Below are 14,661 nucleotides of genomic sequence, written 5' to 3'. Positions count from 1 at the left end.
GGTCACCGAACCGCGCACAGTCCTCCGAAAACGACATGGTCGCCGCAACCTCTCATCGAGAGTGTTGCGACGACCATGTGAACCCGCCCGGTGAAGGGGGCCACTTCTGCATTGCAGGGTTCTACCCGGACATGGCGAAGATGTCGGTCGCCAGCGCGGCCATCGTGTCGGCGCCGTCGCTCAACGGACTGCCCACGCCGTCCCAACCCAGCGCCATGGCGATGATCTCCTGCAGGCTCTGCCACGCGCCCAGCAGCCCGACACCTTGGCCTTCGACCACCAGCGGGAAACCCATGAGGCCGGTGGTGAGTCCCAGGCCGTTGATGATCGAGCCTCCGATGCCGGGGGAGCTGCCGTCGGAGATCTCCTTGACGAAGCCCTCGACGTCGGTGCCGGTGACGCCGGGCGACAGCAGTCCGCCGAAGGTGTAGCTGAGCGCGGTGACGTCCAGGTCTGCCGGCAGCAGACCGGCCTCGGTCAGGGTCGGCAGCAACGCGTCCAGATTGAGGGTGGCCCCGTTGAGGAGCCCACCGACCATGTTGGCCGGGATGTTGGCCGCTTCCTGCAGTGCCGCGGTCCAGTCCGGGTTGTCGCCGGTCAGCGCGGTGCTGATCTCGCTGATGCTGTTGCCCAGCGCCACCAGCGGGCTGATGGACGGGGCGAGGGCACCGATCACTACCCCGCTGAGCGGTGAGGCCAGGAAGGACAGAATCGGCGTGAGCTCGTCGGTGGTGAGGGGGAAGTCGTCGGGCATGAACTGAGGCATCACCAGCGTGATCAATGCCTGCAGCGCGTCGTTGCTCAGCAGTAGCGGTGACATCGGCAGGTCGGTCGCCATGTTGGGCTGCACGATCGCCTCCAAGACCGCCTGCGGGTCGATCGACGTGCCATTCATGAAGTCGGCGATCAGCTGCTGGGCGGCCACGCCCGGCACCGCGGACATGTGGTCCCACAGCGTGCTGGCGTTGTCCTTGGCGGTGGTGAACACGTCCTGCCACGCGGTGAACGGGTCGACGCCGGCGGTCAGCGCCACAGCGGCAGCGCGCGTGCCGGTCGGCGCGGGCAGCGATACTGCGACCGGGGTGGCGGCGATGGCGCCGGCGCCGATGAGAGCGACGCCTGCTGCGACCCAGGGAGCGGGGGCGAAGTGTTGCATTGGTCTCCTAATTGCGTATGCGTGACGGGTGCCACGGCGTCGCAAAGCTACTTGAAAGTAGGTTAGGTGTAAACAAGAATCTCAGCTAACAAAGTCCAAGCTCAGGCCATATTCTGCTGATATGAGCTGGCATTATGCGGAGGCCTGGGCGGCCAATTGATAGGGAATTCACAGAAACTTAGGTGGCCTGGAGCGGAAGAGTGGCGGGCTGGAGTGAACCAAAGTGACGTCTAGGAGCCGTCGGGCCGCGGGGGCGACCGCGACCGCCTCGAGTGAGGCTGAGGGCGCACAGTTAATTACAATGTTGAGCCGTCGAAAACACCACGGATGTGCGCCGAAACCGGCGCCCACTCACGCGGGAGGCCGGTCAGTCTTTGTCGTCGTTGGCGCGCGGGAACCCGCCGCCGGACGGGAACAGCGGGAAGACCACGTCGTCGAGCTTCTCGGCGTCTCCGGCGGTCTTGTTCACTGTTGCGCCCCAGACATTGCCGTCCGGTGACATCTTGACGGCCCAGACGTGGCCGTGGGTGTCTTGGCGCATGACTTCGGGTTCGCTGGTGACCGATCCGGTGCCGGCGGCCAGTCGCACGGCCACGGTCTGCTTGGTGTTGACCAGGTTGACCAGCACGATGCCATCCATCGCGGCGCAGCCGGCGACGCCGGGCTTGTCCGGCCATGTCCACACGGTCGACACCCGGGAATCCTTGGTGATGCGTTGCAACCGGTCGCCGCTCGGCGTTCGGTCGGTGACGTAGAGCGAGCCGTCGACGTGGTCGATGCACAACCCGCCGCCGGCGCCCATCCCGCTCAGTGCGGTGGTGGGCGCGGCTTGGCCGATGGTGGTGGGTTGCTCGATGCGCAGCACTTTGCCGGCCGTCGAACCGGGATCGGCGGCCGCGGCGGGATTGCCCGCATCGCCGGTCAACACCACCAGGGTGGTCGGACTGGTGAAGATCAGCGCGCCGGTATTGCCCGTCGCGCCCTTGGGGATTCCGGTCAGGATGTCCTTCGGGACGTCACCGTCGGCGATGCGGATCACCCGGTTGTCGGTGGGCGTGCTGATGTAGGCGTACATCAACCGGTCCTGCGTGTAGGTCGGTGACAGCACGATGTCCATCAGGCCGCCGTCACCGGCCGGGTCGACGCCGATGACGGTCTTCACCTTGGGTTCGGCGGACAGTGAAACTTCCTTGACCGCACCGGTGGTCCGTTCGGCGACCAAAGCCGATTTGCTGTCGCCGTGCATGATCAGGCCGCTGGTGCTCTCGAGGCAGCCCTGCATCACCCCGGGTGCCGGGCACTGTTTCGGGAACGGGTTGGCGGGCAGCGGTGGCGGCGGTGGCGGAGTCGTGGGCGGCGCCATTCCGCGCCGCGGCACGGTGGTGAATGGTTGAGACTGAGCGTCATCGAAGTGTGCGCAGCCCGTCAGAACCAGGAGTGCCGCGCACAGTACGACAGGCACCCGGTGAACCACGCCGCGCATCCGCATGCCCGTCAGGTTACGGACACCGGGTCGGGTTTCGCCACGACGCCCACCGCAGTGCTGCACCGGGCCGGATTCGATTCGCTAACGAAGCCGTTCAAATCCCCAATCCCGCCGGGGTTGCCCTTACTCTGGCAGGGTGACCAGTCATGGTGAGGGCTCACACTGGCGTCGGCCGGGTGAGACTGCCGACGCAGGAAAAGGACGTCCCAAGTCGGCACGTCTGGTAGATCCGGAGGACGACATGCCGTCACCGACTTATACCGGTGATTTCGAGACCGCGGCCATTCCGGCTTACGACCCCACCGGTGTTCGGCCGGTAGGCACCGGCTACCACCCGCTGCCCTACGCCGAGCCGCAGCCCGGCCCCGGTCGCGTCGGAGTTGCCATCGGCGGCGACGCCGACGCCGACGAGCCGTTCCGAGCGCTGGACCGGCGCGGCACCCAGGACCTCGGTCTGCTGGTTCTGCGGTTGGGCCTCGGTGTGCTGTTGGTGGCCCACGGGCTGCGTCAGTTGTTCGGGTGGTGGGGCGGTCAGGGGCTGGCCGACTTCAAGAGCTCCATCGCCGCGGCCGGCTACCAACACGCCGACATCCTGACCTACGCGGCAGGGGGCGGGCAGATCGCCGCCGGCCTGCTGCTGGTGCTCGGGTTGTTCACCCCGCTGGCCGCCGCCGGCGCGCTGGCGTACTTCATCAACGGCGTGCTCACCGGCGTCGCGTCGCATAACCAGGGCCGGTTTGACCTCTTCCTGCCCGACGGCCACGAGTACCACGTCATGCTGATCGTGGTGGCGGTGGCGATCGTGCTGGTCGGGCCCGGACGGTACGGCCTCGACGGCGACCGCGGCTGGGCTCGGCGGCCCTTCATCGGATCGATCGCGGCCCTGGTGCTCGGAATCGCCGGTGGTATCGCGATGTGGGTGTTCCTCAACGGGGCCAACCCGCTGGGTTAGCCCGGAGGCGCGTCGCCGTCGCCGTTTACAACCGATTCAGCGATACGGGTTGGGCACCCGCCCGCCGCTGGCCTCGGTGAGCAGCGGCAGGGTGGCGAAACTTACGGCGGGCAACCGCACAATCTCGCCGTCGCGCAGGTGGGCCTGTGCCCACGATCCCCGGGTGAATCCCAGTCCGTCGATGGCATCCCAACCCATCGAGCGGCTGCCGGTCAGGGTCCGGACGGTGATCTGCTGAGCGTCGGCCACCGTGCGCCACCGAGCGATCAGCACCGAGAGCAGGATCGGCAGCGCCAACAGGGGTGCGGTGACCGGCCAGGTCAACACGGGGATCAGCAGGCCGAGGGCCAGAAAGCCGACCGCGAAGTGGGCCATCGGCGAGATGCGGATCACCAGAGGCGCGGGAGCGGAGGAAGGAGAGGCCACCCCCGCATGATGTCACCGTCGGCGTCGGCGGACCGGTCGGTGGTACGCAGCGCCCGGTAAAAATAAATATTGACTACTTATTTTATGTATTGCATGATTGTCGCGTGTCGCCGACAAAGCCCCGCCGGACCCAGGCGGAGCGCACTGCCGAAACCCGGCATGCGCTGCTCAACGCGACGCTCGACGCGCTGGTGGAAGTCGGTTTCAAGGGAACCACCACCACCGAGGTCGCCCGCCGCGCCGGCGTCTCGGTCGGGGCGCTGCAGGGACATTTCCCGACGAAGGTCGGGCTGCTGACCGCCGCCATCGAGTTCTCCCTGAATCGCCGCATCGAAGAGTTCGAGGTGTTGATGGCCGGGCTTGATCCGTCCGCCGACAAGCTCGATGAGGCTTTCGACCTGCTGTGGTCGATGTATTCCGGTCCGACCTTCACCGCAACGCACGAACTGTGGGTGGCGGCGCGCACCGACCGGGAGCTGGCGCCGGCGGTCATCGAAACCGATCGGCAGTTCGCGGAAGCCTGCGAGCGGGTTTACGACCAACTGCTCGGCCCGGCCGACCCGGCCGCTGTCGCCGCTCCACGGTCGCGCATCGGCCTGCAAATGGCTTTCGTGCTGATGAACGGCCTGGCGATGTCGCGGTCGATAGACGGTCACGAACCGGTGGCCACCAACGACATTCTCGACACTTTCAAAATGCTGGTTCGGCCGCTGGCGACCGGCATTGCAGACCCACAACCCGAGAGAGAGTCATGACCGCCAACGAGAACCGCCAACCGGCGGTACAGCCGCGTCGCATCCGGTTCAACTACCCGGTGGCGGCCCTGGACCGCCACTTCGTTCAGGGCGACCTGGTGATGAGCCACTTGATCGCGCACCTGTCGGCGGTGTTCCCGGAGGGCGAGGACTTCTTCATCCGTTCGGTGCGTCGCTACGCCGACCAGATCACCGACCCCGAACTCAAAGACCAGGTCAAGGGATTCATTGGCCAGGAGGTCACCCACGGGCGTGAGCACCGTGCGCTCAATGAGCGCCTGCACGAGATGGGTTACCCGACCCGCAGGATCGACCGGCTGGTGAACCGCCGCCAGAAGGCCATCGAAGCACGGTTCTCCCCGCTGACCTGCCTGGCGATCACCGCCGCGCTCGAGCATTTCACCGCTGTCTTCGCTGAGACCCTGCTCTCGGACGAGCGGGCCCAGGCCCTGCTCGGCACGACCGAAGTACGGTCCATGCTGTTGTGGCATGCCATCGAGGAATCCGAGCACCGCTCGGTGGCGTTCGATGTCTATCGGTCGGTCGGAGGCGATGAGGCCCGCCGGATCAAGGTGATGAAGGTGATCCGGTTCACCTTTCCCCTTGCCGTCGTGGCGAACACCATCATCTCGCTCTTCGCAGACCGGGCTGCCTACAACCCGGTGCGAACCGTCCGCAGCTTTGCGGCCCTGCGGCGATCGCCGTTTTTGACCCGCGGGGTCTTCCGCAGGTTGGCGGAGTACATGCGGCCGGGCTTCCATCCCGATGACCAGGACAACGCGGCGCTTCTCGCGCACTGGGAGGCGGAACTGTTCGGCGAGCAGGGATCGCTGGTCGACCACCTGAACTGAGCGCTCGCTCATTTGACGCACGCTCGGTCCAGCGGCTACCGTCGTCTGCTATGGACAACGGCATGCTCGTAGTAGCCCACTGCGCGTTGGTTGTTGCCTGAACTTCCAACACCGACGCGCAACCCTCGTGCAGCAGCTGAGCTGGCGGGGGTTTTTTGTTGCCACCAGTTCTATAGCACCAGAGGAATTGAAGAGGAAACCGTGAGCGCACCCACCACGCGACCGCCGGAGCGGTCGGCACCGTCTCAAGCCGCCAACGGGGCTTCGGCCTCGGACGCAGCTTCAGACAAGGCCAAACCACCCGCCAAGCGGGTCCCGCCGGAGCAGATGACCGGTGCCCAATCGGTGATCCGGTCACTGGAAGAACTCGACGTTGACGTGATCTTTGGCATCCCCGGCGGCGCGGTTCTGCCGGTCTACGACCCGCTGTTCGACTCGAAGAAGCTGCGCCACGTGCTGGTCCGCCACGAGCAGGGCGCCGGGCACGCGGCCAGCGGCTACGCGCACGCCACCGGACGGGTCGGGGTCTGCATGGCCACCTCCGGTCCCGGCGCCACCAACCTGGTGACTCCGCTGGCCGACGCGCAGATGGACTCCATCCCGGTGGTCGCGATCACCGGCCAGGTCGGCCGCCAACTGATCGGCACCGACGCCTTCCAGGAGGCCGATATCTCCGGCATCACCATGCCGATCACCAAGCACAACTTCCTGGTGCGCAACGGTGACGACATCCCGCGCGCGTTGGCCGAGGCCTTCCACATCGCGGCAAGCGGACGACCTGGCGCAGTTCTCGTTGATATCCCCAAGGACGTGCTGCAGGGCCAGTGCACCTTCGCCTGGCCGCCTCGGTTGGACCTGCCCGGCTACAAGCCCACCACCAAGCCGCACAACCGGCAGGTCCGCGAAGCCGCCAAACTGATCGCGGCCGCCAGCCGGCCGGTGCTCTATGTCGGTGGCGGCGTGATCCGTGGGGAGGCCTGCGGGGAACTGGCCGAGCTGGCCGAGCTCACCGGCATCCCGGTGGTCACCACCTTGATGGCCCGCGGTGCGTTCCCGGACAGTCACCGTCAGCACCTGGGCATGCCCGGCATGCACGGCACGGTGGCGGCGGTGGCCGGGCTGCAGCGCTCGGATCTGCTGATCACCCTGGGTGCCCGATTCGACGACCGGGTCACCGGCCAACTGGACTCGTTCGCCCCGGACGCCAAGGTGATTCACGCCGACATCGATCCCGCCGAGATCGGCAAGAACCGGCACGTCGACGTCCCGATCGTCGGTGACGTCAAGGCCGTCATCACCGAGCTGCTCGAGGCGCTTCGACACGAGAAGCTGTCGTTGGATCTGACCGACTGGTGGACCTACCTCGACGGGGTGCGTTCCACCTACCCGCTGAGCTATGGGCCGCAAAGCGACGGCAGCCTGTCGCCGGAGCTGGTGATCGAGACGCTGGGCCGCATCGCCGGGCCCGACGCGCTCTACGTTGCCGGCGTCGGCCAGCACCAGATGTGGGCCGCGCAGTTCGTGAAGTACGAGAAGCCGCGCACCTGGCTGAACTCCGGGGGATTGGGCACCATGGGCTTTGCGATCCCGGCGGCCATGGGCGCCAAGATGGGCCGCCCGGACGCCGAGGTGTGGGCGATCGACGGCGACGGCTGCTTCCAGATGACCAACCAGGAGTTGGCCACCTGCGCGATCGAGGGCATCCCGATCAAAGTGGCGTTGATCAACAACGGCAACCTGGGCATGGTGCGGCAATGGCAGACGCTGTTCTACGGAGAGCGCTACAGCCAGACCGACCTGGCCACCCACTCGCGCCGCATCCCCGACTTCGTGATGCTGGCCGAGGCCCTGGGCTGTGTCGGATTACGTTGCGAGCGTGAAGAAGACGTCGAAGAGGTGATCAACGCGGCCCGGGCGGTCACCGACCGGCCGGTGGTGATCGACTTCATCGTCGGCGCAGACGCGCAGGTGTGGCCGATGGTGGCCGCCGGCACCAGCAACGACGAGATCCAGGCGGCACGTGGCATCCGGCCGCTGTTCGACGACGAGAACAACGAGGGGCACGCGTGATGGCGACAGGTTGGAAGACCCACACGCTCTCGGTGCTGGTCGAAGACAAGCCCGGTGTGCTGGCGCGCGTGGCGGCGCTGTTCTCCCGGCGCGGCTTCAACATCGAGTCACTGGCCGTCGGCGCCACCGAGACCAAGAACATGTCGCGCATGACGATCGTGGTTTCGGTGGAGGACACCCCGCTGGAGCAGATCACCAAGCAGCTCAACAAGCTGATCAACGTCATCAAGATCGTCGAGCAGGAGGAGGACAACTCCGTCTCCCGCGAGATCGCACTGATCAAAGTCCGTGCTGACGCCGGCACGCGTGGACAGATCGTGGAGGCGGTGAACCTGTTCCGCGCCCGGGTGATCGACGTTTCTCCGGAGTCGCTGATCATCGAGGCCACCGGAACCCCGGCCAAGTTCGATGCGCTACTGCGGGTGCTGGAGCCCTATGGCATCCGCGAAATCGTGCAATCGGGTCTCGTATCGTTGTCTCGCGGTCCGCGCGGCATCGGCACGACCAAATAGTCCCCTAGAAGAGATAGAAAGAAGTGACACAAAGTGGCAGTTGAGATGTTCTACGACGACGACGCTGACCTGTCGATCATCCAGGGCCGCAAGGTCGGCGTGATCGGTTACGGCAGCCAGGGGCACGCGCATTCGCTGAGCCTGCGCGACTCTGGAGTGCAGGTAAAGGTGGGCCTCAAGGAAGGGTCGAAGTCACGGGCCAAGGTCGCCGAGCAGGGCCTCGAGGTCGACACCCCCGCCGAGGTCGCCAAGTGGGCCGACGTGATCATGGTGCTGGCGCCCGACACCGCCCAGGCCGAGATCTTCACGAACGACATCGAGCCGAACCTTGTGGCAGGTAACGCGCTGTTCTTCGGTCACGGCCTCAACATCCACTTCGGCCTGATCAAGCCGGCCGCCGACATCACCGTCGGGATGGTCGCGCCCAAGGGCCCGGGTCACCTGGTGCGCCGGCAGTTCGTCGATGGCAAGGGCGTGCCCTCGCTGATCGCCATCGCGCAGGACCCCAATGGCGAGGGTGAGGCGCTGGCCTTGTCGTATGCCAAGGGCATCGGCGGCACCCGGGCCGGCGTCATCAAGACCACCTTCAAAGAGGAGACTGAGACCGACCTGTTCGGTGAGCAGGCCGTGTTGTGCGGTGGCACCGAAGAACTGGTCAAGGCCGGCTTCGAGGTGATGGTCGAGGCGGGTTACGCCCCGGAGATGGCGTACTTCGAGGTGCTGCACGAGCTCAAGTTGATCGTCGACCTGATGTATGAGGGCGGCATCGCCCGGATGAACTACTCGGTGAGCGACACCGCGGAGTTCGGCGGCTACCTGTCCGGTCCGCGGGTGATCGACGCCGACACCAAGCAGCGGATGCGTGACATCCTCTCCGACATCCAGGACGGCACCTTCGTCAAGCGCCTGGTGGCCAACGTCGAAGGCGGCAACAAGGAACTTGAGGGTCTGCGCAAGGAGAACGCCGAGCATCCCATCGAGGTCACCGGCAAGAAGCTGCGCGACCTGATGAGCTGGGTGGACCGGCCCATCACCGAGACCGCCTGAGCCGTCGCCGCTGATTTCGACGCGGTAGCCGTTGGCCGCAACGGTTATCGCGAAGAAGACCTACCACGACGAGTGGCCCCTTCCCTGGAAGGGGCCACTCGCCGTTTGCGGTAGTTACAGACTGCCGAGCAAGCCGTCGAGCCAGCCGGACAGGTCCAAGCCGTCGAAGATGGCCGACAGGTCGAAGCTGTCGAACAGCGCCGACAGGTCGAAACTGTCGAACAGGTTCGACAGGTCGAAGTTGGTCAGCAGGTCGGTTAGGTCGCTGAAGATCCCCGACAGGTCGAAGTTGGTCAGCAGGTCGGTTAGGCCGCTGAAGATCCCCGAGAGGTCGAAGTTGGCGAAGATGTCGCCGAGGCCGCCGAAGATGGCTGACAAGTCGAAGTTGTCAAAGAAACTGCTGAGGGTGCCGGAGAGGTCGAAGTTAGCCAGGAAGTCGGTGAGTCCGCTGAAGATCCCCGACAGGTCGATATTGGCGAACAGATCGTTGAAGATGCCGGACAGGTCGAGGTTGGCGAACAGGTCGCTGAAGATCGCGGAAAAGTCGATGCTGTTCAGCCAGTCGCCGAGTCCGGCGAAGATGCCGGCGAAGTCGATGCTGCCGAGAGCATCACCGAACACACCGCTGCCATCAGCGGTGAGCTCGATGGCTGGCATGTGCGTGTTCGTCGGGGCGACGACGACGGGAGTGGCGGCGATGGCACTGGCGCCGATGAGCGCGGCGCCCGCCATGGCTAACGGACGAAGGATGGTGGGCACGGTTTCTCCTTAAACTAGAGCGTGGCCTGTGTCACGATTAGGGGTTTGTGTAACGCCCAACACAAGTTAGCTGAGGCTACACCAAAGCTGGCAATGTGTCTCTAGTTAACTGGGAAATTTATGTGCGGAATATAGGTTCCCGCAAAGCTGACGCCTTCGCTGGTGCCGAATGTGAATGAGGTCCGTCAGGGCGCCAGGCTCGGCAGCCGGTCAATCCCGAATTCGCGTCGCAGCAAGGTGCGCGCGGCGTAATAGCCGGCCATGCCGTGCACACCGGCTCCCGGCGGTGTGGCTGCAGAGCACAGATACACCCCGGGAATCGCTGTGCCCCAAGGATTTATCCGTGGAGTTGGCCCCGACAGAGCCCGCCACGCACTGTTGCCTCCGGCGGAGATGTCGCCTCCGACGTAGTTGGCGTTGTGGTTAGCCAGCTGGGCCGCGGGCACGGATCGCACCGCCACCACGATGTCGCGGAAGCCGGGGGCGAATCGCTCGATGCCGGCGGTGACGGTCTCGGCTTGGTCGACGGTCGATCCGGCCGGAACGTGGGCATAAGTCCACATCGGACGGCGTCCAGCAGCGTCGATGCGAGAGGGATCTACCAGATGAGGTAGCGCCGCCAGGATCATTGGCTGCTGCGCGTGCCGGCCGGCGGCGACCTCCGCCTCGGCGCGGGCCATCTGTTTGCGGTCACCCCCGAGGTGCAGCGTGGGCGCCTGCGCCAGGCGTGAGTCGCTCCATGGCACCTCATCGGAGAGCACGAAGTCGACCTTGGCGGCCGCAGAGCCGAAACGGTAACGGCGCAGCGCCTTGGCGTAGCGGGCGGGCAGTGCGTCGCCGTAGACCTTCAGCAGTTCGGTCGGCGCGGTGTCGAACAGCACGACGCCGCCCGGCGGTGTGATCACCGGCGCTCCGGCGGTCAACTGACCGCCGTGGGCGGTCAGGTCGGCGATCAGCGCGTCGGTGATCGCCTGGCTGCCGCCGACCGGGATCGGCCAGCCGACCGTATGGCCCAGGGTCGCCAGCATCATGCCCGCACCGGCGGAGGTCACCGACGGCAGTCGGGAGATCGTGTGCGCGGCCACCCCGGTGTAGAGGGCGCGGGCGTCCTCGCCGGGAAGCGTCGCGTTCCAGGCGGGGCCGGCCTGTGCGGCCATCCTCAACCCCAGTCGGGCGACCGTCGCGATCCCGGACGGCACCGACCGCTTGTCGCCCAACAGAAATTCCACGACGGACCGGCTGTCGGCGACCAGCGGACCCAGCAGCCGGCGCCAGGACGCGCCGTGCGCCAACTCTGCGCAGGTGCGGTCGAGGTCGCGGTAGGCGATCGCCGCCGGCCGGTGATCCAGCGGATTGCCGTAGGAGATCTCGGGCGAGGTCAGCTGCACACCGCGGGCCGCGAGATCGAACTCGGCGAAGAACGGCGACGCCAGCCCGAGCGGATGTACCGCTGAGCAGATGTCGTGGGACACGTCGCCGAATTCCGGATCGGTGGCGGTGCGAGCACCGCCGCCGAAGGTGGGTTGGGCTTCCAGAACCTGAACCGACAGGCCCGCGCGGGCACAGATGACGGCGGCGGCCAGGCCGTTGGGTCCACTACCGACGACGGTGACATCCATCCGTCGATAGTAGGGAGCGACCCGCGCTATGCGGCCAAATCGGGGTGCACCCCCAGCACCGGCTGCCGGACACCGCCGTTGTCGAATTCGGGGCACCACGGCCGATGGCCACGCTCATCTGGCCACACCAGCTGCAATGCCCGCACACTGCCGGGCTTGCGACCGGCGCGGTGCTGATGGTGGCCGGCCCGCTGCGACCGGCGCGGTGCTGATGGTGGCCGGCCCGCTGCGCCCGGCTCCGCCGGGCTTGCGACCGGCCACTAGGCTGTCCGGGTGACTCTGCCCGTGGTATTGATCGCTGACAAACTCGCCCAATCCACCGTCGCCGCCCTCGGCGACCAGGTCGAGGTTCGCTGGGTGGACGGCCCGGACCGGGAAAAGCTGCTGGCCGCGGTCCCGGAGGCGGATGCGCTGCTGGTGCGCTCGGCCACCACCGTCGACGCCGAGGTCCTCGCGGCCGGCACCAAACTCAAGATCGTGGCGCGCGCCGGGGTCGGCCTGGACAACGTCGACGTCGAGGCTGCCACCGCCCGAGGCGTGCTGGTGGTCAACGCCCCGACCTCGAACATCCACAGCGCCGCCGAGCATGCGATCGCGCTGATGCTCGCCGCCGCCCGCGAGATCCCGGCCGCCGACGCCTCGCTGCACGCCAAGCAGTGGAAGCGGTCGTCGTTCTCTGGCACCGAGATCTATGACCACACCGTCGGCGTGGTCGGCCTGGGGCGCATCGGACAGCTGGTAGCCCAGCGGCTGGCCGCGTTCGGCGCCCACATCGTCGCCTACGACCCGTACGTGTCGGCGGCCCGCGCCGCCCAGCTCGGCATCGAGCTGCTGCCCCTCGACGAACTGCTGGGCCGCGCCGACTTCATCTCCGTGCACCTGCCGAAGACGCCCGAGACCGCGGGTCTGATCGGCAAGGAAAACCTGGCCAAGACCAAGCCGGGGGTGATCATCGTCAACGCGGCCCGCGGCGGGCTGATCGATGAGGCGGCACTGGCCGAGGCGATCACCAGCGGACATGTCCGGGCCGCCGGGTTGGACGTCTTCGCCACCGAACCGTGCACCGACTCGCCGCTGTTCGACCTGCCGCAGGTGGTGGTGACCCCGCACCTGGGCGCCTCGACCGCCGAGGCCCAGGACCGGGCAGGCACCGACGTCGCCAAGAGCGTGAAGCTGGCGCTGGCCGGTGAATTCGTTCCCGACGCGGTCAACGTCGGTGGTGGCGCGGTCAGCGAGGAAGTCGCGCTCTGGCTGGACCTGGTGCGCAAGCTCGGCCTGCTGGCGGGGGCGCTCTCCGACGGGCTGCCGGTGTCGCTGTCGGTGCAGGTGCGCGGTGAGCTGGCCTCCGAAGACGTAGGGGTGCTGCGCTTGTCGGCGTTGCGGGGTCTGTTCTCGGCGGTGATCGAAGACCCGGTGACCTTCGTCAATGCGCCGGCACTGGCCGCCGAACGCGGCGTCGCCGCCGAGATCGGCACCGCCACCGAAAGCCCCAACCACCGAAGCGTCGTCGAGCTCAAGGCGGTCACCGCCGAGGGTGGGTCCGTCACCGTTGCCGGCACGCTGTCCGGCACCCAGCAGGTGGAGAAGATCGTCGAGATCAACGGCCGGCACTTCGACCTGCGGGCCCAGGGCGTCAATCTGATCATCAACTACTCCGACCAGCCTGGCGCGCTCGGCAAGATCGGCACTCTGCTGGGCTCGGCGGGCATCAACATCCACGCCGCGCAACTGTCCGAGGACGCCGAAGGTCCGGCGGCGACGGTCCTGCTGCGGGTCGACCGCCAGGTGCCCGCCGACGTGCAATCGGCGATCACTGCTGCGGTCGGCGCTAACAAGATTGAAGAGGTAGACCTGTCATGAGCCTCAAGCTCGCTGTCATTCCCGGCGACGGGATCGGCCCGGAGGTCATCGCCGAGGCTGTCAAGGTGCTCGACGCGGTGCTCCCGGGCACCGAGAAGACCGAATACGACCTGGGGGCCAAGCGCTATCACGCCACCGGCGAGGTCCTGCCGGACTCGGTGCTGGAGGAGATCCGCGGCCACGACGTGATCCTGCTCGGCGCGATCGGTGACCCCTCAGTGCCGTCGGGTGTGCTGGAGCGCGGTCTGCTGCTGCACGCCCGTTTCGCCCTGGACCACCACGTCAACCTGCGTCCCAGCCGGCTGTACCCGGGAGTGTCCAGCCCGCTGGCCGATCCGCCGGAGATCGACTTCCTGGTGGTGCGCGAAGGCACCGAGGGTCCCTACACCGGCAACGGCGGGGCGCTGCGGGTCGGCACCCCCCACGAGGTCGCCACCGAAGTCAGCGTCAACACCGCGTTCGGGGTGGCCCGGGTGGTCCGATTCGCCTTCGAGAAGGCTCGCGCCCGGCGTAAGCACTTGACCCTGGTGCATAAGAACAACGTGCTGGCCTACGCCGGATCGTTGTGGACCCGGACGGTGGCCGAGATCGCCAAGGACTACCCCGACGTCGAGACCGCCTACACCCACGTCGACGCCGCCACGATCTACATGGTCACTGACCCCGGCCGGTTCGACGTGATCGTCAGCGACAACCTGTTCGGCGACATCATCACTGACCTCGCGGGTGCCGTCTGCGGGGGAATCGGGTTGGCGGCCAGCGGCAACATCGATGCCACCGGTGCCAACCCGTCGATGTTCGAGCCGGTGCACGGCAGCGCACCCGACATCGCCGGCCAGGGCATCGCGGACCCGACCGCGGCGGTGACGTCGGTGGCCATGCTGCTCAACCACATCGGTGAGCATGAGGCGGCGGCCCGGGTCGATGCTGCCGTCGAGCAGCACCTTGCTACCCGCGGTGGGGAGAAGCTGTCCACCGTCGCCACCGGCGACCGGATCCTGAGCCTGCTCTGACGCTTCTCTGGCGGTGCGGTCCAATTGGCTTGGGCCGCAGTAGCGCCGATAGCGCGCTGGCCTAGCTGTAATGGCCAGGGACGTTGTGAACGGCGTGGTGCGCGGAAGTAGGTGAGGACCTCCGGTATCGGTGTGGTTACCACACGCACGCCGAT

Annotated in this window: 13 protein-coding genes; 8 read left to right on the top strand and 5 right to left on the bottom strand. The window is 66.8% G+C overall.

Annotation, left to right across the window (positions count from 1 at the left end; translation table 11 throughout):
• Positions 1–121: 121 nt before the first annotated feature.
• Both gjpA and LI94_RS16330 read right to left on the bottom strand, forming a co-directional pair.
• The gene (gene gjpA, locus LI94_RS16335; RefSeq protein ID WP_052739960.1) at positions 122–1,156 is read right to left on the bottom strand and encodes an outer membrane porin GjpA; all 1,035 of its coding nucleotides are present in this window, start codon (positions 1,154–1,156) and stop codon (positions 122–124) included.
• A 367-nt stretch (positions 1,157–1,523) separates the two neighbouring features.
• Entirely contained in the window at positions 1,524–2,645 is a 1,122-nt protein-coding gene (locus tag LI94_RS16330; RefSeq protein ID WP_024443383.1) for a PQQ-dependent sugar dehydrogenase, read from the bottom strand.
• A gap of 133 nt (positions 2,646–2,778) precedes the next feature.
• Here LI94_RS16330 and LI94_RS16325 point away from each other — a divergent pair, with 133 nt between their 5' ends.
• Positions 2,779–3,594, top strand: a complete 816-nt coding sequence (locus LI94_RS16325) for a DoxX family membrane protein (RefSeq protein ID WP_046301834.1) — start codon at positions 2,779–2,781, stop codon at positions 3,592–3,594.
• Between the two features lie 36 nt (positions 3,595–3,630).
• Here the strand turns inward: LI94_RS16325 and LI94_RS16320 are convergent, their stop codons facing one another.
• A complete protein-coding gene (locus LI94_RS16320) occupies positions 3,631–3,969 on the bottom strand; it encodes a PH domain-containing protein (protein ID WP_024443381.1) in 339 nt (112 codons plus the stop codon).
• A 155-nt stretch (positions 3,970–4,124) separates the two neighbouring features.
• On the opposite strand from LI94_RS16320, the gene LI94_RS16315 reads away from it, so the two are divergent.
• The 5 genes from LI94_RS16315 (at position 4,125) to ilvC (ending at position 9,255) form a co-directional block, all read left to right on the top strand.
• Complete coding sequence (locus LI94_RS16315; protein ID WP_024443380.1) at positions 4,125–4,775, top strand: TetR/AcrR family transcriptional regulator; 651 nt, start codon at positions 4,125–4,127, stop codon at positions 4,773–4,775.
• Entirely contained in the window at positions 4,772–5,626 is an 855-nt protein-coding gene (locus tag LI94_RS16310; RefSeq protein WP_046301833.1) for a metal-dependent hydrolase, read from the top strand. The genes LI94_RS16315 and LI94_RS16310 overlap by 4 nt, the downstream gene beginning before the upstream one ends.
• A 201-nt stretch (positions 5,627–5,827) precedes the next feature.
• On the top strand, positions 5,828–7,696 hold the full coding sequence (locus LI94_RS16305) for an acetolactate synthase large subunit (protein ID WP_024443378.1): 1,869 nt from the start codon (positions 5,828–5,830) through the stop codon (positions 7,694–7,696).
• Positions 7,696–8,208: an acetolactate synthase small subunit gene (ilvN, locus tag LI94_RS16300; RefSeq protein ID WP_024443377.1), complete on the top strand. Its 513-nt coding sequence runs from the start codon at positions 7,696–7,698 to the stop codon at positions 8,206–8,208. Before LI94_RS16305 ends, ilvN begins: the two co-directional genes overlap by 1 nt.
• 45 nt (positions 8,209–8,253) lie before the next feature.
• Positions 8,254–9,255 (top strand): ketol-acid reductoisomerase, encoded by a 1,002-nt coding sequence (ilvC, locus tag LI94_RS16295; RefSeq protein WP_192830591.1) that lies wholly within the window; start codon positions 8,254–8,256, stop codon positions 9,253–9,255.
• A gap of 114 nt (positions 9,256–9,369) precedes the next feature.
• On the opposite strand, the gene LI94_RS16290 is transcribed toward ilvC, so the two are convergent.
• Complete coding sequence (locus LI94_RS16290; RefSeq protein ID WP_152664847.1) at positions 9,370–10,014, bottom strand: hypothetical protein; 645 nt, start codon at positions 10,012–10,014, stop codon at positions 9,370–9,372.
• A gap of 185 nt (positions 10,015–10,199) precedes the next feature.
• Positions 10,200–11,633, bottom strand: coding sequence for an NAD(P)/FAD-dependent oxidoreductase (locus tag LI94_RS16285; protein ID WP_046301831.1), 1,434 nt, complete (start codon positions 11,631–11,633; stop codon positions 10,200–10,202).
• Positions 11,634–11,906: 273 nt separating this feature from the next.
• Between LI94_RS16285 and serA the strand changes: the two genes are divergently transcribed.
• Together serA and LI94_RS16275 are read left to right on the top strand one after the other, a co-directional pair.
• Positions 11,907–13,493 (top strand): phosphoglycerate dehydrogenase, encoded by a 1,587-nt coding sequence (serA, locus tag LI94_RS16280; protein WP_046301830.1) that lies wholly within the window; start codon positions 11,907–11,909, stop codon positions 13,491–13,493.
• Complete coding sequence (locus LI94_RS16275; protein ID WP_046301829.1) at positions 13,490–14,506, top strand: 3-isopropylmalate dehydrogenase; 1,017 nt, start codon at positions 13,490–13,492, stop codon at positions 14,504–14,506. Before serA ends, LI94_RS16275 begins: the two co-directional genes overlap by 4 nt.
• Positions 14,507–14,661: the final 155 nt, after the last annotated feature.

The sequence above is a fragment of the Mycobacterium sp. UM_Kg27 genome (genome assembly GCF_000972905.1).
Classification (GTDB): domain Bacteria; phylum Actinomycetota; class Actinomycetes; order Mycobacteriales; family Mycobacteriaceae; genus Mycobacterium.
Note: the sequence above shows the minus strand (reverse complement) of the source record. Positions and strands in the feature narration are given on the sequence as shown.

Bases quoted from the DNA above. Each gene is read 5' to 3' on its own strand.
- gjpA (WP_052739960.1), bottom strand. From the start codon at position 1,156: ATGCAACACTTCGCCCCCGCTCCCTGGGTCGCAGCAGGCGTCGCTCTC.
- LI94_RS16330 (WP_024443383.1), bottom strand. From the start codon at position 2,645: ATGCGGATGCGCGGCGTGGTTCACCGGGTGCCTGTCGTACTGTGCGCG.
- LI94_RS16320 (WP_024443381.1), bottom strand. From the start codon at position 3,969: ATGGCCCACTTCGCGGTCGGCTTTCTGGCCCTCGGCCTGCTGATCCCC.
- LI94_RS16310 (WP_046301833.1), top strand. From the start codon at position 4,772: ATGACCGCCAACGAGAACCGCCAACCGGCGGTACAGCCGCGTCGCATC.
- ilvN (WP_024443377.1), top strand. From the start codon at position 7,696: ATGGCGACAGGTTGGAAGACCCACACGCTCTCGGTGCTGGTCGAAGAC.
- ilvC (WP_192830591.1), top strand. From the start codon at position 8,254: ATGTTCTACGACGACGACGCTGACCTGTCGATCATCCAGGGCCGCAAG.
- LI94_RS16285 (WP_046301831.1), bottom strand. From the start codon at position 11,633: ATGGATGTCACCGTCGTCGGTAGTGGACCCAACGGCCTGGCCGCCGCC.
- LI94_RS16275 (WP_046301829.1), top strand. From the start codon at position 13,490: ATGAGCCTCAAGCTCGCTGTCATTCCCGGCGACGGGATCGGCCCGGAG.